The organism is Halobacillus sp. 12SKB (genome assembly GCF_052941655.1).
Genome location: NZ_JBRFWR010000001.1, coordinates 1,812,217 through 1,829,131, shown reverse-complemented (window position 1 = coordinate 1,829,131; position 16,915 = coordinate 1,812,217). Strand labels below are relative to the sequence as shown.

General features: G+C 42.7%; 17 protein-coding genes. 3 read left to right on the top strand and 14 right to left on the bottom strand.

Annotation, left to right across the window (positions count from 1 at the left end):
* Positions 1–45: 45 nt before the first annotated feature.
* The 6 genes from ACQ4XT_RS08805 to ACQ4XT_RS08780 all read right to left on the bottom strand — a co-directional run bounded on the left by ACQ4XT_RS08805 (position 46) and on the right by ACQ4XT_RS08780 (position 6,212).
* A complete protein-coding gene (locus ACQ4XT_RS08805) occupies positions 46–1,563 on the bottom strand; it encodes a tripartite tricarboxylate transporter permease (protein WP_446853364.1) in 1,518 nt (505 codons plus the stop codon).
* 16 nt (positions 1,564–1,579) lie between these two features.
* Positions 1,580–2,044, bottom strand: coding sequence for a tripartite tricarboxylate transporter TctB family protein (locus ACQ4XT_RS08800; RefSeq protein WP_446855628.1), 465 nt, complete (start codon positions 2,042–2,044; stop codon positions 1,580–1,582).
* Positions 2,045–2,093: 49 nt separating this feature from the next.
* Entirely contained in the window at positions 2,094–3,101 is a 1,008-nt protein-coding gene (locus ACQ4XT_RS08795) for a tripartite tricarboxylate transporter substrate binding protein (protein WP_446853363.1), read from the bottom strand.
* 260 nt (positions 3,102–3,361) lie between these two features.
* Entirely contained in the window at positions 3,362–4,027 is a 666-nt protein-coding gene (locus ACQ4XT_RS08790; protein WP_446855627.1) for a response regulator, read from the bottom strand.
* Entirely contained in the window at positions 4,017–5,627 is a 1,611-nt protein-coding gene (locus tag ACQ4XT_RS08785; protein WP_446853362.1) for an ATP-binding protein, read from the bottom strand. Before ACQ4XT_RS08785 ends, ACQ4XT_RS08790 begins: the two co-directional genes overlap by 11 nt.
* 162 nt (positions 5,628–5,789) lie before the next feature.
* Positions 5,790–6,212, bottom strand: a complete 423-nt coding sequence (locus ACQ4XT_RS08780) for a hypothetical protein (RefSeq protein ID WP_446853361.1) — start codon at positions 6,210–6,212, stop codon at positions 5,790–5,792.
* A gap of 119 nt (positions 6,213–6,331) precedes the next feature.
* Here ACQ4XT_RS08780 and ACQ4XT_RS08775 point away from each other — a divergent pair, with 119 nt between their 5' ends.
* The gene (locus ACQ4XT_RS08775; RefSeq protein WP_446853360.1) at positions 6,332–7,201 is read left to right on the top strand and encodes an immunoglobulin-like domain-containing protein; all 870 of its coding nucleotides are present in this window, start codon (positions 6,332–6,334) and stop codon (positions 7,199–7,201) included.
* Between the two features lie 162 nt (positions 7,202–7,363).
* Here the strand turns inward: ACQ4XT_RS08775 and ACQ4XT_RS08770 are convergent, their stop codons facing one another.
* Positions 7,364–8,320, bottom strand: coding sequence for an aldo/keto reductase (locus tag ACQ4XT_RS08770; RefSeq protein ID WP_446853359.1), 957 nt, complete (start codon positions 8,318–8,320; stop codon positions 7,364–7,366).
* Positions 8,321–8,380: 60 nt separating this feature from the next.
* Positions 8,381–9,496: a M20 peptidase aminoacylase family protein gene (locus tag ACQ4XT_RS08765; RefSeq protein WP_446853358.1), complete on the bottom strand. Its 1,116-nt coding sequence runs from the start codon at positions 9,494–9,496 to the stop codon at positions 8,381–8,383.
* 128 nt (positions 9,497–9,624) lie between these two features.
* Here ACQ4XT_RS08765 and ACQ4XT_RS08760 point away from each other — a divergent pair, with 128 nt between their 5' ends.
* Positions 9,625–9,765 carry a hypothetical protein gene (locus tag ACQ4XT_RS08760; protein WP_446853357.1) on the top strand — a complete coding sequence of 47 codons (141 nt, stop codon included), beginning with the start codon at positions 9,625–9,627 and terminating at the stop codon, positions 9,763–9,765.
* Positions 9,766–9,879: 114 nt separating this feature from the next.
* Complete coding sequence (locus ACQ4XT_RS08755) at positions 9,880–11,616, top strand: ABC transporter ATP-binding protein (RefSeq protein WP_446853356.1); 1,737 nt, start codon at positions 9,880–9,882, stop codon at positions 11,614–11,616.
* A 281-nt stretch (positions 11,617–11,897) separates the two neighbouring features.
* On the opposite strand, the gene ACQ4XT_RS08750 is transcribed toward ACQ4XT_RS08755, so the two are convergent.
* The 6 genes from ACQ4XT_RS08750 to ACQ4XT_RS08725 form a co-directional block, all read right to left on the bottom strand.
* Positions 11,898–12,662, bottom strand: coding sequence for a DUF6612 family protein (locus ACQ4XT_RS08750; RefSeq protein WP_446853355.1), 765 nt, complete (start codon positions 12,660–12,662; stop codon positions 11,898–11,900).
* A 22-nt stretch (positions 12,663–12,684) separates the two neighbouring features.
* Complete coding sequence (locus ACQ4XT_RS08745; RefSeq protein WP_446853354.1) at positions 12,685–13,335, bottom strand: class D sortase; 651 nt, start codon at positions 13,333–13,335, stop codon at positions 12,685–12,687.
* A gap of 32 nt (positions 13,336–13,367) precedes the next feature.
* Positions 13,368–14,063: a TasA family protein gene (locus tag ACQ4XT_RS08740; protein WP_446853353.1), complete on the bottom strand. Its 696-nt coding sequence runs from the start codon at positions 14,061–14,063 to the stop codon at positions 13,368–13,370.
* A 60-nt stretch (positions 14,064–14,123) separates the two neighbouring features.
* Positions 14,124–14,741, bottom strand: coding sequence for a TasA family protein (locus ACQ4XT_RS08735; protein WP_446853352.1), 618 nt, complete (start codon positions 14,739–14,741; stop codon positions 14,124–14,126).
* 68 nt (positions 14,742–14,809) lie between these two features.
* A complete protein-coding gene (gene sipW / locus ACQ4XT_RS08730) occupies positions 14,810–15,367 on the bottom strand; it encodes a signal peptidase I SipW (RefSeq protein WP_446853351.1) in 558 nt (185 codons plus the stop codon).
* Between the two features lie 17 nt (positions 15,368–15,384).
* Complete coding sequence (locus ACQ4XT_RS08725) at positions 15,385–16,590, bottom strand: hypothetical protein (RefSeq protein ID WP_446853350.1); 1,206 nt, start codon at positions 16,588–16,590, stop codon at positions 15,385–15,387.
* Positions 16,591–16,915 lie beyond the last annotated feature (325 nt).

Sequence of the window (16,915 nt, the reverse complement as noted above, 5' to 3'; positions counted from 1 at the left end):
CGATACCAGCTCGTCTTCACCCTAAAAAAGCCGAATGCTTCCTGATCAGGAAGCATTCGACTCTTCTTCTGCATGATCCGCTTGTTTATTTTTGCGATTACGAATGATCGGAACAACGAACGACAGAATACTTACGATGTAAAGTCCGATGGATACTGGGTCGGAGATGAGAATCATCATGTCTCCACCTGCGGCCGTAAGTGATTGTCTTAGTGACTGCTCCATCATACCCCCGAGAATGAAAGCTAAGATGAACGGAGCTGCCGGGAAACTGAACAATCTCATTAAATAGCCGACAAAACCAAAGATCAGCAATAGATACAAATCGAAGGTACTGAAGCTGATCGCATAAACACCGATCAAACTGAAGATCGCGACTAGGGAGATCAGCATGGGACGTGCGATTTTCAATATTTTTGCGATGTATGGAATGAGTGGTAAGTTCAGAATCAATAAAAAGATATTTCCGATATACATACTAGCAATGATGCCCCAGAAAACTTCCGGACGATCCGCCATCAGGAGTGGTCCCGGCTGAATACCCAGGACGAGAAAAGCCCCTAACATGACGGCTGTCGTTCCGGACCCTGGTATACCAAGGCTCAGCAAAGGAACAAAGGCACCACTGGTCGCTGCATTGTTGGCCGTTTCCGGTGCAGACAACCCTTTGATTGATCCCTTCCCGAACTCTTTCGGATTTTTGGCGATTTTCTTTTCTGAAATATAACCGATAAATGAAGCAATTGTCGCGCCAGCTCCTGGCAAAACGCCAAGAATGAAACCGAGGAACGACTGCCTGCTCATCGGTCCGCTCATCTCTTTAAAATCAGCTTTGCTAAGCTTCAAGCTTCCGATGTCGCCTTGATTTTGCAGTGATTGATCTTTCCGCTTTTTCACAAGAAAACAAATCTCAGCTAGTGCGAACAACCCAAGAGCAATGACAAGAAAATCGATCCCTTCCAGTAAGTTCGGGTTACCGAATGTAAAACGGCTTGTCCCCGTCTGGCCGTCGATCCCAATGGTCGCCACCATAAAACCGACGGTAGCTGTGATCAAAGCTTTGATCGTTGAGCCATCGGATAGACTTGCAATAGCCGTCAGACCTAAGAACATGAGGGCAAAATACTGAGGCGGACCGAATGAAACCGCGACTGCAGATAAGGCGGGAGCGAACAACATCAAAAGAACAACGGAAACCGTACCTCCGACGAAGGATGATATCGCTGCAATCGCCAATGCTTTGCCGGCCTCTCCTCTCTGCGCCATCGGATAGCCGTCAAAGGATGTGGCTACTGTTCCTGAAATCCCAGGTGCGTTCAAGAGAATCGAGGACGTCGATCCACCGAATACAGCCCCGTAATAGACACCCGCCATCATCACTAAGGCGACAGAGGGGTCCATTCCATATGTGATCGGAATCATAATTGCAATTGCACTGATCGGACCAAGGCCGGGCATCATTCCAATAAGCGTGCCGGCAACGACTCCAATCAGAACGAACAAAATCCCCTGCCAGCTGAACGCGACCTGTATTCCTTGCATTAATCCTTCCATTGCACCCATGGTGACTCACCTCCTTTTAAAATGGTAAAACTCCTTGTGGGAGACGGATTTGTAGTAAATAATTGAACGAAAGGTACATAATCAGTGGAAATAGAACCGCAACGAGGATAGTGGTTACGAGCTTTCTGTACCCCAGGAACCAGGAACAGGCAATAATAAATAGCATAGAACTCAAAACAAAACCGATGATTTCTAATAGGAAAATGTAAAGAAAAATCATGCCCCCAACCGCGAGTAAAAAGAGCATTTCTTTTTTCGGTACTTGACGTTTTTCTTTTTCCTCTTCTGTCTCTGAGGATTTATCAAAGAATAAAAAGACTGCAAGAATGATCAATAAATAGCCGAGGATCTTTGGAACAAAATCCGAATCTACTGGCACGTAAGGGTATTCCTTTAAGTTATAGGTCAAATAAAGATAACCAGCAGCGAACAAAATCAAGAAGATACTCACTTTCTGGTTCAACGTTTTCAGCAAGAACATCACCTTCAATCTAATAGAAAAGGGCCTGCGTACAGACCCTTTCTATCTATTATTGATTCAACCCAAGCTCTTCCATTAAGCTGCCAAGTTCCTCTCTTTGTTCATCCAGGAACTGACTGTACTCTTCACTATCCATGTACATTTCATCCCAACCATAGTTGTCACGGATCTTGGCAAATGCTTCCGAATCACTGACTTCTTTCAGCTTTTCTTCATAATAAGCGACTTGTCCTTCCGTCATATCTCCAGGTCCAAAGAAACCTCTCCAGTTAACGAATGTGGCATCGATGCCTTGTTCTGTTGCTGTCGGGAAGTCTTCAATAACATCTCCTTCGAGACGTTCTTCTGCTGTAATTCCTAGTACACGAACTTTTCCTGCTTTCACTTGTTCGACTGTTTCAGCAATTCCAGTTGAATAAACGTCTGCACTACCGTTGAGGATCTGTGTCATCCCTCCGCCATCTTGAGCAGAAACGTACTTGATTTTTTGGATGTCGACACCTGCTTTTTTAGCGATGGTGACGAACTGCATGTGGTCCATAGAACCAGGGGAAGACGTTCCAACGACCGTTACGCTGGAAGGATCGTTTTTCATATCTTCAAATAGCTCTTTCAAGTCCTGCCACTTTGCGTCATCTGCGACAGCGAATGCTGCATAATCCGCAATCATGTTGGAAAGTGGTGTGAAATCTTCGTGAGACAAATCAGACTGTCCGTTCAATGGAACGAAAATCAATGGAGGAGAAGAAACGAAAATGTTGTGCGGGTTGTTCGTACTGTTTATGTAAGACCAACCAACAGCTCCACCGCCACCTTCTTTGTTAACGACACCGACGTTCTGCTCGGTGATTCCTTCTTCTTCAAGAATCTTTCCAACAGAGCGGGCCGTCGTATCCCAACCACCGCCGGCACCAGCAGGAGCGACAATTTCAATATTCTTGCTTGGCGTCCATTCACCATCGCCGCCGTCTCCGCTCGTTTCCGAAGAGTCGCCGCCACAAGCAGCTAAGAACAAAACAATCAATAAACTACCAATCATCCATAAATGCTTCTTCATATAATGAGTCCCCTCTCTTCTTGCTATTTGATGATAGTTTATAAGAAACACCCAAAAATGTAACCGTTTTCAAAATAATCAAAATTAAAAGCATAAAACCAATTAACCAAATAAAATTCACGGCTGTTAATATGGAAGAAACTGTAAGACCTGGTCACCCAATTCTTGGGTGACCAGGTCTTACAGTTTCTTCCTTTTTTAATCTTTCCTCCGTTTAAACCAAAAAAAGACTCGTCATTTCGACGAGTCTTCTCTGTGCTCTACCCTTTATAGTATTTTCTCTGAGGCCTGCCGACTTTTCCGTAGTTCATCTCTGCCTTGCCTTTCCCAATACTGATCAAGTACTCAAGGTATCTACGAGCTGTGGTTTTTGAAGCTCCCATCTCACCACTTGCCTGTTCAGCCGTTAATCCACTTCCTCCAGCATCCGAAAGCATCCCTTCCACTTTCTCAAGGGTAAGCGGGTCTATGCCTTTTGGAACAGTAATGGAAGTGGCAGCCGCTTCATTGGAAGATTTAATCAACTGATCGACGGTCGCTTGATCAAAAGTATCAATTTGTGACATACGATTTTTCCGTGCCCGATAGCTTTCAATCGTCTCCTGAAAACGCTCCATTGTAATCGGCTTGATAATATAATCAAACACGCCATACTTCAATGCTTTTTCCACGACCTCTTTTTCCTTTGCGGCCGTGATCATGATCACATCCGTTTGTGGTGCTATCGAACGAATGTGATGCAGGAGGTCGACGCCAAGCTGATCAGGCATATACACATCCAACAAAAGAAGATCCGGATGTTCTTCCTCGAGCATCTCTAACGTTTCTTCAGCATTCAAAGCCTTCCCGACAACTTCTACACCATCCACCACTCTCAAAAATTGCGCGTGCAGTTCAGCCACTCTGAAATCATCTTCACTGATCATCACCTTCACCAGGTCCACCTCCTGTATGTTTTGGTAAAAAAATTGAGAAAACGGCACCACCATCGGCACTATTATCCACTTCCATCGTTCCAGACAACCGCTCGACAATCTCTCTCACATTATGAAGACCATACCCCCGATGATCTCCTTCTTTCGTAGAGAAACCTCGGACAAACAGAGAAGTGTACACGTCTTCAGGGATGCCCGGTCCGTTATCTGACACTTCAAAAACGATATCATGACCAACATCCGTCACAAAAAATTCGACTCGCTTTTCCTTTTGACCACTCACTGCTTCAAAAGCATTGTCGATCATGTTTCCTAACATCGTGACTAACTCCGTCCTTGTGATATGTGGAGGAACGCGCCCTAACTCCGAATCTTCTTGAATAATAAACTCCACTTTCTGCTCTGAAGCCGCGCTCATTTTCCCCGTCAGGATGGCCTGAACCGTTTCATCCTGGATTCGATCAAAAATCAAAGTTTGATGCTTTTGCGACATATGGAAATCTTCTTCGATCATTCCCATCGCCTCTTCCTGTTTCCCTAACTGCAAAAGACCGAGCAGCACATACATCTTGTTGGCATGCTCATGCGTCTGGGAGCGCAGACTTTCCGAGTGCCTTTTTACTTCGGATAAAGTCTGGACCATGTTCCTCACCTCTGTCTTATCACGAAAACTGGAAACGACTCCGGCTACCTGTCCTTCATGCATAATCGGAGTTCGATTGACGATGACGACCTTATCCAGCAAAACCATCTCTTCGTCCCTGGTCGCATTTCCTGTTTCAAGCACTTTCAGCATTTGCGTATTCGGAAAGACCTCAGAAATCAAACGCCCCTCGGCCCCCTCTGACAAGTTCAAAAGATCAATCGCCGACTGATTGATCATCGTCACCCGGCCCGCTGCATCAATGGATATGATCCCTTCTTTAATAGAAGAAAGAATGGCTTCACGCGTTTGGTAAAAGGAGGTGATTTCATAAGGTTCGAGGCCGAGCGTATCTTTTCTTATACTCCGCGCCAGTAAAAGGCTTCCGACAGCCCCGACTACTAAAACAAGGACTGCGACACCAAAGACGTTCTCGAGCTTACTCCACACAATGGATCGAACGTCCTCCAACAAAAAGCCGACCGAAACGATGCCAATAATATCCCCGTTCTCACCAATAATCGGCGCTTTCCCTCTTAAGGAAGGACCAAGCGTACCTTCTGCTTTCGATATGTAATATTCTCCATTCTTCAGCGCCCGTTCGTTATCTCCACCGACCATACGCCTGCCGATTTTCCACTCATCGGGATGGGCATAGCGGATGCTGTCCTCGTTTCCGATCACAACAAACTCTGCCCCGGACTCCTCCTGCACACTCAAAGCAATCGGCTGAATGACTTCAGAGGGGTTCTCTGTGTCAAACGCTTCTTTAATGGAAGGCATAAAAGAGACCGTACTCGCGACCTGGAGGGCGAGCTGGCCCATTTGGTCTTCGACATCTCGTTTTTCCATATAGGCAAAAACACCGGATAACAGTCCGATCACTAGAACAAGTAACGACAAAATCAACACCATAATTTTCGTGCGCAGGGAAACTTTCAATGACATCTCCACCTATGAAAACGTTATCTCAATCTATCGTAACATAGGAGAAGATTCGAGAGATTGCTAATTTCTGAATTTTTCATCTTCTAAAAACTCCTAGACTCATATTTCCTCATAAAAAAAAGGATAAAGAAACATCCAGGAGTTTCTTTATCCTCTCTATTATTATACGGTTTTCACATTCTTTGATTGAAGACTCGCCACCATAATGTATAACAGCAGACTAACAACCCCACCAAAAAATATATAAACGGGGGTGTAATAGGGCAGCCCAATCGACCACATAGGCTCTCTTGGTCCAACATCCCGCAGGACGTGAGTATATCCTATAAGATAGACAGCTAATCTTTCCGCTACAATGACAAAAACACCTAGAGTAATCACACTTTTCAACGAACTTCTCTCCCCAAGAATGATACTCGAAAACACGCCCAACAGGACATAGGGGATGGTTACAGTGAGTGCTCCAATGAAGATACCCGATACCTCAAATCCGCCCACAAATCGTGTGTCCACAAAGTACCCAACCATCAGAACAAGAACATAAAAAAATGCGGTCATCCCTGTTCCTTCCAAGTATTTCTGCATAAGAGCCTCCATTCTTAGTTAACGACGCTTTACATTTACTCTAACATAAGATCCCCAAACAAACTCCAAACCTAGTAATATATTCCATATGATACAATTAAAGAAAAGGGGGTGTTTCTGTGCTAAAAACCCTGCTAAGCATCATAACCATCTGCACCTTTGCGGTATTTGGGTTATGGATCTATGAAAGCATGACAACTAAAGAAACTTCAGGGAATCCATATAGTGATACGATTCCCAGTCAAATGGGAGAACCTGATTCCAGTGAGTATATGTTCACGGAACGCTTTCCTTACACAGAAGAAGAAATCTTTGAAAAAACAGGATATGGTCCTAAAACAGGGGAAGGGTTTAACAGCAGCAATATGATCGCCCCAATTGCTGATTTCCAAATCAACCATCCTGGAGAAGAACAAGGGACATACATTGAAGGGATTCCAGAAGGACATACAGTCAAAGTAGAACTGATTGAACGGACGAAAGAATTAAAGAAAATAGATAAAGTAAAAGAAGTGACGTACGAAGAAGGCGAAAAAGGACTCGTCACCACCCTTCCGAATAAAAGAGACCAACTTTATTCCCTTAGTGCCGAGATGATCAACAGGAAAGGAGAGGTCATCGATACTTATGTCGGTATTGTCTATGTACCACCAGAGCCTGAAGTGAATGCAGAAGTTTCTATCGACAAGACTTCCTACTCTCCCACCGACACGATGGATTTCAGAATCACCAATTTCGGTCCTTCCAGGTTAAGTTATGGGGCCAGGTTCATCATTCAATCTTATGAGAATGAGGCATGGAAGACGGTCGAAGGACCAGAAGCAGTCGTAGCTATGGAATATATTCTACTTCCAAAGGAATCAACCGTCCATACTGTCAAACTAGAATCCTATGATCTTGAAAAAGGAAAACACCGAATCATCAAGCGTCTGGGTGTTTCTGATACAGAAGTGGAAGAAGGATTGGCGGCTACCTTTATCGTGGAGTAGATGATGTAGTTCATGCTTCCAACTTAAATAAAACGGCTGCCCTGGGTTCAACCAAACGTTATTCTCCGTTACTAAAGAAAAAAGTGATCTGATCTGGAAACATATAAAGGAAAATCATATGTAAAAACAAAAAAGCCTGCTAATAGTAGCAGGCTTTTATATTTATGAAAAGATCGAATCAATCTTTGTGATTTCCTCATCCGAAAGCTGAACATCCAACGTCTTCAAGTTATCAACCACCTGTTCCGTACGCTTCGCACCAGGAATGACGGCATCAATAGATGGCTGATTCAAGTACCAGGCCAACACAATATGAGGAACCTCTACTCTTTTTTCTTCCGCTATAGGACGTAACTGATCGACTTTAGCTAAATTCTGTTTAAAGTTCTCCCCCTGGAAAAGAGGGTTCTTCGCACGAAAATCATCAAACGTCGTATTCTCATCATATTTTCCAGCCAGAAGACCGGAGGCAAATGGGAAGTAAGGGACGAATGAGATTTGATTGTCAGCCGTATAAGGCAGCATTTCCTTTTCCGCTTCGCGCTTGAACAGATTGTACTCCCCTTGGATGACATCAACATAGCCATCTTTGTTGGCTTCTTTCAGTTGCTCCACCGAGAAGTTGGAAACCCCAATGGACCGTATCTTCCCTTCACCTTTCAACTCTTTTAATGCACCCACCGCTTCATCCTTCGGTGTCTCCTCGTCAGGGAAATGGATGTAGTAGAGGTCGATATAGTCCGTGCTCAATCGTTGAAGGCTGTCTTCCACCGATTTTTTCAAAAAGGAAGGATCATTGTTAAACACGACATCTTCTCCCTTGAATTGGTGAGCTCCCTTCGTTGCAAGAACAATGTCATCCCTTTTATACTCTTTCATAACCTCTCCGACCAGTTCTTCGGAACGTTCAGGTCCATAGATATAAGCGGTATCCAGGAAATTCATGCCATGATTCAAAGCTGTGCGGACTACGTCTTTTCCGGCTTCTTCATCCAAGTTCGGATAAATGTTGTGGCCACCGACAGCGTTTGTCCCAAGTCCGATCGGGTTTATCTGTAAATCTGACTTTCCTAACTGTGTCTTTTTCATCACTTTTACATCTCCCTTGGAAAAGTTCATATTCTTACATTGTTTACCACATGCTTTTCCAACAGAAACAAAAGAATGCACAGTGACTTCTTATCTGTTTCCCAAAACACCAATGACCGTCTCTACTAAAACACGAAATGCATCAGTCATGACGCTTTGATCAAATGTCATATGAGGATGATGCAGCCCTGGCTGCAAATCACAACCAACGGCAAGCATTGATGCCTTCAACTCAGGCCTCTGTATCGTGTAAAAGTGAAAATCATCCCCTCCGGTCGTTTGAATGGTTGCTTTTAAAGCATCTTCACCCATGACCTTAAGAATAGCCCGTTCCAAATAACCGGCTGCTTCGTTACTGACCACTGCCGCCGGAACTTTCCCCTTCTCCTCCACTTGAATACTCACACCATGCAAGTTTGATAGTGCCTCACAGACTGATTTTACTTTAGCCGCTAATTCATCCATCACTTCATTCGCCTGAGCTCTTAGATCAATGGAAAACGTCGCTTGACCTGGAATAATGTTTGTACTTTTTCCTCCGCTGTGAAACGAGGTCACTTTAGCGGAGTGTGGGACCATTGGATCCACGTGGATGTTATTAAGCAGCTGAACCAATTCTGCTCCTAATTCAATGGCATTTTTATTTAGGTGCGGTCTCGCTCCATGAGCGTCTTCTCCTTCTATCCGCCCTTGGAGGAATCGTACAGCCCCGTGCCGAATGGCTGGGGCAAATTCTCCTGACCTCAACTCCTGGATTGGTCTCAAATGGAGACCGAAAAGGTAATCCACATCATCCACGCCCCCCTTTTCTACCATAGCAAGAGCGCCTTCAATCGTTTCCTCTGCCGGTTGAAAAATGACGCGCAACGTCCCTTGCCATTCCGCTTGTTTTTCTTCCAACGCAAAAAGAGCATGAAGCACAATCGACATGTGGGCATCATGGCCGCATGAATGGTTGGCCCTGAATTCTCCGTCCACTTTCTGCCAAAGAGCATCCATGTCTGCACGGAGAGCCACACATGGTTCTCCTTGACCAAGTTCTGCGACCAATCCAGGACAATCATCAAAACGTTGAACTTTGAAGCTCGTCTTTCCTAATTGTCTTTCTATGTAATCGGTCGTATTATTTTCCTGCCAGCTGATCTCCGGGTGCTCATGTAAATGGTTGTAGATGGTTTCAATGGATGGGTGACCTTTATTTTCCATACGTTCACTCACTCCTATCATAAATTCCCTCATTCCTTTTACCATACTAATACGTTTAAAACATTAAAATTCCTCCCTACTTTTCACGAAGTAAGGAGAAGGAGATTACAAGAGCAGAAGCGGCTGTCATGATTGTTCAAGCCTATGACATCCAGGGAGTAAGAGACAACCCGTCAGTTATGTACGGGCTGCTGGATTTGACCTCCCAGCTCATCATGATTGGATATCCAGGTGGTACGTTTTCCCTTAACTACTTGCAAAGAACTTAAAAACGTGCGTAATTTTTATCGTGACTAAAAGCAAAAGAGTATGGAGAATATGGAAGAATTGTTAGTGATCGATAAAGTTTCGTTATAATAGAGGTATCCTATTTTTTGAAGGTGATGACAAACATGCAGCCGAAATGGAAACAACTTTTTCAATTAATCCGTGCGACCCATCCACCCAAACTGATTTTCTCAATTGCATTATTCTTAAGTTTACTCACAACAATGGCAGGTCTTGCAATCCCTTTACTCGCCAGCCAGTTAATCGACAATTTTGATCTGAATAATTTAAATACAACTATGATCGCAGGCATCATTATTGCCTTCTTTGTCCAAGCCCTTGCAGGTGGGGTGTCTGTTTATTTCCTTGCCAAAGTCGGACAGCATATCATTGCTTCATTGCGGGAACAGTTATGGAAAAAGCTCCTCGTCCTTCCGGTGTCTTATTATGATTCTCATGAGACCGGAGATGCGGTCAGTCGGATGACGAACGATACAGGTGTCATCAAAAACCTGATTACCGAGCATTTCACAGGCTTCATTACCGGGATCATTTCCGTCGTCGGAGCAATCGTCATTCTTTTCTACTTGGACTGGCCGTTAACGCTCGTGATGTTTTCCATTATTCCGTTAGCTCTTCTTTTCCTTATTCCGATCGGCAAAAAGATGGCGAACATCTCTCGTAATCTGCAAAAAGAAACCGCCGGCTTTTCTGCTCATTTGACCCGGGTCATATCAGAAATACGCCTTGTGAAAGCTTCTAATGCCGAAGAGCGGGAGTGGAACAAAGGAAAATCAGGAATTAAGAAATTGTATGCCCTCGGATTACGGGAAGGTGTCATCCAGGCTTTGATGTCGCCCCTTGTTTCTTCGCTGATCATTGTTGTGCTTGTTTTGATCATTGGCTTCGGTGGTGTCCGGGTAACTTCAGGAGCCATGACACCAGGTGAGCTCGCTGCTTTCTTCATTTACTTGTTCCAAATCATCATGCCGATTACACAGATTGTCGTATTCACGACCCAATTCCAGAAGACTGTCGGGGCCACGGAAAAAGTGCTTTCGATTTTATCGTTGGACGGGGAAGATCTGCAGACTGGACGTGAGGTGGAGTCTTTCGACCACAGTCTGGTCGTGGATCGGTTATCATTTAACTACCAGCCTGAAGAACCTATATTAGAGAACGTTTCTTTTACAGCAAAGAAAGGAGAGGTAACGGCCGTTGTCGGCCCTAGTGGGAGCGGGAAAACGACGCTGTTCTCTCTGATCGAACAGTTTTACTCCCCTTCTGACGGAAATATTCAGTATGACGGAGAACCCATTTCAACTTACACCCTTAAATCCTGGCGCACGATGATCGGCTACGTATCTCAGGAAAGTCCACTTTATGCAGGTACCATTAGAGACAATTTAACCTATGGACTGAACAAGGATATCCCTATAGAAAAAATTCATGCCGCAGCAAAGATGGCCTATGCGGATACGTTTATCCAATCGTTGTCCCACGGATATGATACGGAAGTTGGTGAACGGGGCATCAAGTTGTCCGGTGGGCAGAGACAGCGCATCGCGATTGCCCGCGCCCTATTAAGAGACCCTGAAATCCTCATGCTGGACGAAGCCACTTCAAGCCTCGACAGCCAATCAGAAATCGTTGTCCAACAGGCTTTGAAGAATTTAATGAAAGGACGCACGACACTCGTCATCGCCCATCGTCTCTCCACGATTGTCGATGCTGACCAAATTGTCTTCTTAGAGAGAGGAAAAGTGACAGGGATTGGTACCCACGAGGAGTTGTTCCAGAAACATACGCTTTATCGTGATTTTGCAAGACAACAACTGAAGGTTGATGCATAGAATCCACTTCACAAAGAGGGTAGGAGCAATTTAATAACCATACCTTTTTAAACTTACAACTTATTTGTATACTGCCTTCGCTGGTCTTAATAACTTCAACACTCCCTTTATTCCCATGATGGGTCTTATCATTTTTAAATTCTATTAAAAAAGCAGCATCAACTGAAAACGTTGATGCTGCGCTTCTTATAAATCATACAAAAAACATCAGATGATTGTGGCCTAAGCTTTTAAAAAAATTGACCATAGCATAAACCGGAATCCTGCTTCTCAATGAAACTTTATTTATTGAAATGCGCTTCATCCAGGAAATTGGAAGCGTTCTCTATTTCTTTTTCTGGAAAAGAATTTTTATCTATAGCATTGATTTTACTTATCGTATACGACACCTTTTCAGAATTACGTTTTACTACCACTTCTTTGATATGATAAGTTTCTTTTTCAATCACGATTTCTGTGGACTGACTTTCTTCTGTGTTAGGTGCCCCCATGGTTTCACTAGAAACAAAATCCGGGAGAGGGTTGCCGTCCTGAAGGGAAAGGATATAATTGCCTCCACTTTCCTCGACCTCCAACACTTCGCGATCTTCCCAAATTTCATCCATTTGGTCCGCGTTTATATTTTTCAGCTTCCCAAAGTCTCCCCCTCCCCCCGGAAGCATCATCCATTCATTAGTAGTCTTCATATACATCCGGTCGCCATTCAAGTAAATTTCAATTCCTTGACCTGCCCCATTCTCACCGGGCAGTTTAGATTTGGAATGAATTTTCGGTGCATCCCCTAATAAGACATCCATTTCTAAAATTAGTTGCGACTGTCCATCTTCCTTTATTCTCTCCCCTATAATATGAAAACTTTGCAATTGAGTCATGGCTTGGATAGATTGTTTAAATACCTCTTTCCCTTCTAACATTTCCTGCTGAACTTCAACAGGTGTGTCACCTCCACTTCCTAAGAGCTTTTCTCCAAATGAGATCGTTCCCCCTAATGCAACCAATGTGACTACACCGCCGATAATGAATACGCCTTTATATCGTCTCTTCACATTCTCTTCTCCTTTCTATTCTTTACTGTTTATTGGTACTGCTTTTTTTATCTATTAATACAGCATTAACTATTAAACGGTGAGTGGGATCCTTTATAGGGTCACAAGTAATCAGAGTCATCATTATTTCCTGTTCTGGTTGATTCAGCACCGTTAGATCATCAGGTGTAACAAGGAAAGATTTCTTGACTTCGTACTCAAACTCTCCCTCTGTCGTAGTAACCAAAATCGAATCACCTTTATTGAGCTCATCCAATCGGTTGAAAAGTTTACCGTGGCTATAGCCTCTATGAGCAGCCAATGCGGCATTACCATTATGGCCAATGGGAGCCGTCCCATTCATATGCCCCACCCCATACTTTAAATTGTATTCACTGGCCCCCTGGAAAATAGGCAGTTTCAATTGAATCCCAGGAATTTCGATTGCTCCTGTGACAGAAGCATCTCCATCCCCTTTTGTAAAAAAGCGAGCACCGCTATCCCCTGTTTCAAGAATGTGATTCACTTTTTCTAATTGGTCATCCTCCTTAAGGAAGGGAGGAGGTTTTCGTTCTCCCAATTCAAATTGTTGGATGTATTGGTCCTTTTTAAAAGAAGCCCATTGATTTTCGACAAACGGATAACTGATGACACCCAATCCCACGAGGATGATTCCCAATGCCAGCCATTTCATTTTCACCACTCCTAAGAAAAAAGAGCAAAATCCTAAGACGATTCTGCTCTGACAACACCTTGTTTCTTCCTAAGGAAACTACGAATATAAAGGAACGTACCCAATGTTAATAATAGTCCACCCACAAGATAATAATGAAACGGAGATTCTTCTCCTGTCTGTGGTAGCACTCCTCCTTCAGATGGTACAACCTGCTGACCTGTCTGTCTTTGGGGAGAATCAGTTCCCTCATCCGGTATGGACACAGGTGGGACATCACCTTCTGCGAAAAAAGTAAAAACTATTTCCGTTGCCAATCCTTGAAATTCATTCCCTGATTCGTATGGAAATTCGATCTTCAAGGTCATCTCATTAGAACCGTTAGCTTCAAGCTTCCTACCAGATATTTTTTCAAAATCTGGTAGATATCCCGAAAATACTTCCTCACCTTCAATTGCAAGGGTAAAGGCTAACTGGTCATACAATTTTTCTGAACCACTTTTACGTGAGGAGGTCACGGTGTATTGTAGTTTTTCTGTGCCGTTATTGTTCAAAGCAAATGTTCGGACAGCATAATCACCCGGTTTAAAGTTCTCGATATCTATAATACGTTCGTGGGAGGTTGATAGATCGATTTCCGAAGCATTTTCTGATGCCTGGGTTGATCCAATCGGTGGGAGGAAGACGAAGACAAGAATACATATGCTGTAAATGCTGAAGATTTTAAGAAAGATAGGGGAGTTTTTCATATGTATTCTCCTTTAAGATTAGTAAAAAAAGGTGGGATAAACCCCACCTTTTGGTTTAACTTATCTAGCTTCACCATCTGTTTGCATACCAGTGAATGTCCATTCAAGGTTTAGAGAATCTCCTTGGAATTTATTTTGATCTTCACCATTTTCAACGAATTCAAATTGTACTGCTAGAAAATCATTACTACCAGTCACTAAACCTTTGGTACCCCAACGATCTCCAAAGATACGTTCGAATTTATCCTCAACAACTTCAGGATCCATCGCCTTTAATTCAGCCAATGTGGTATCCCAAACCACTATTCCAGCACTAGGGTTAAGCAATGGAGTTTTATCCGCATTCCACATAAAATTAACTTTGATATGTTCACCAAAATCTTCTCCACCATTATTCCCATTCCCATTAACAGTATAGTCAGTAGTAAGTACTACATTTTTTATGTCTAAGCTACCTCCATTGATTAATTCAAAGTTTCTTAACATAGTATCGCCAGGTTTTAAGTCCCCAATGTTCACAATCTCAGTTGGATCTACAGATAAATCCAAAGTTCCGGCAGAAAACGTACTTGTTGCCTCAGCCGTATCACTGAAGTAGGCAAACGTTCCTCCACCTACCAAAGACAACCCCAAAGCCGCTGATGCAACACCCAAACCTAATTTCTTTTTCAAACCCATAACAAACTTCCTCCTCAAAAATATGTGTTTTATATTGAATCCTTGCTTATGTACAAGGAGTACAACCGTTAAGCTTTAGCAGATTCTTTCTCTTTGTTATCTTCCAGCTTGGAAATTTCTTTCCAGATAGAGATACATCCATATCCAAATAACCCGAGTCCCGGAACGACTAGCAGTAATAGAGATCCTAATTTGGAATTAGCAAAGTCCATTACATAACCGATATAAGGAATTGTAAAATCTACATACTTTCCAACAACATTGGCTGCTAGCACTGGTTCAAGATCAACACCATCATTGTTGTCACCTTTAGTGATATAGCTGGTATTTTCGCCTGATCCTTTAACCTCTATAATTCTGTGAGTGACGAGAACGCCTTCCTCACGAATAAATGTAATAACGTCGCCCTCTTGATATTGGGTTCCATCTTCAGTAGGTTCTATCGCAATAATTGATCCTGTTTGAAACGTAGGTTCCATGGAGCCGGAAAGGACGGTTTTTAATTGATACCCCATGAAAGTGGATTCACCGCCAGAAATTTTAGAAATGGCTACAATGACAACCATGAAGATTAAGATGCCATACAATAGAAATGTTATGAGAGTACTCAGCGCATTTTTCATCATGTTTCTCCTTTTTTATATCATTCATCTTCTTTTTCTTTGGAAGGGGCTTGACCTTGTTTGGGTGACTCTCCTTCTTTTTCTCCAACTTTGTTGGAGGAATCATTCTTCTTGTCCTCCTGACTCTTTACCTCTTGATTTTCTTTAGAGGAGGAATTTTCATCTATTGATTTTTCTTTCTCTTTAGGTGCACCTTCTACTGGTTTATCTTTTGGTTGCTCTGTATCTTGTTCAGGAGTTTGTTCATCGCTGGAAGAGGTCTCCGCATCACTTGGTTCATCTTCTTTGTTTCCCTCTTCATTTTCCGTGATTCCATCTTCTTGGTTGACTTCTTCCTCTTTAGAAGATTCATCTGCAGCATCTATCTGAATATCTTGCTGTTCTTCCTGCTCCTTTTTGGCATTTTGTTCTTCTGACTCTTTCTCTTTTTCTGCTTCTTCCTTAGCTTCCTTCTCTTTTTCAAATTGCTTAATCATAGCTAGCACGGAAGTGATTTCTGTTTTCACCTGTTCCTTTTGTTCTTTTAATGTTTTATTGTTCATTTCTGATTGGGATATGGAAGAAGAGAAGGTCTCTTCAATTGAATTTTTAAATTCCTTCCAAACGGATTCCCCTATGTAAGGAGAACTCTTTTCTCGAAATTGATTGGTATGGTAATAAACTAAAAGGTTTTCAATTTGGCTATGACTCAAGCCGCTATTGAGAATCAGCTCCTTTAACTCATGTACGGCCAAAGGATATTCACCCTGCAGACAGGAGGCTGTCGTCTGGTCTGGAAGCTGGGATATTTTATTGAATAATTTGTAAATGGTATGAGCTCTTTCTATGAGTTTTTCTTTTTTAGCTTTCAGTTTTTCATCCAGCTGCAAGTGTTCGTTTTGTAATTTATCTACTTTAGTAAAACTATCCTCCAGGCGTTTTACTTCCTCTTTCATCTGTTTATCGGAATATTCCGATAAGCCATCCAATTTCTCATTGGACACTGTATAGACGATAATATCCGGAATGTCTTTCAAATCACTATTAAAGAGAAGTAGCTCTTCTTTCACGTCTGAAAACAGTTCATTTATGTATCCGGGAAATACTTCACAAGCCTGTATGCTTGATGAATCCTTATCCGAATCACTAAAGGCTCCTAATGTATTACCAACAACTTGTGAACTCGTACCGACGATCAGTGAAGTAATTGCTACACTGCATGTAATGTGCTTCGTTGTCTTTACCATTCTGTTTTTACGCCGCCTTCTAAGTTTTTCATCCCTAGGCTCCAGAGGATCTCACCCCTTTTTCAAAACTTTTCATGTTCTTCACAATTACCTTTCGTTCTTTATTGAGAATGTTATAGCATGATTATATATCCACCCCCCCTATTAAGGAAACCTTAAAAAGAGCGAAATACCTTTATAAAGAACGATAAACGGCGGTTAACCTCAGTTTTACTTCTATTTTCATTTAAAATCATCTTTTTTAGAAAAAATATATTCTTTATATAGAACAAAAAAGGAGGAGGCTATACACCACAAGCATACTAGTTGGAGATTTGGAAACAGA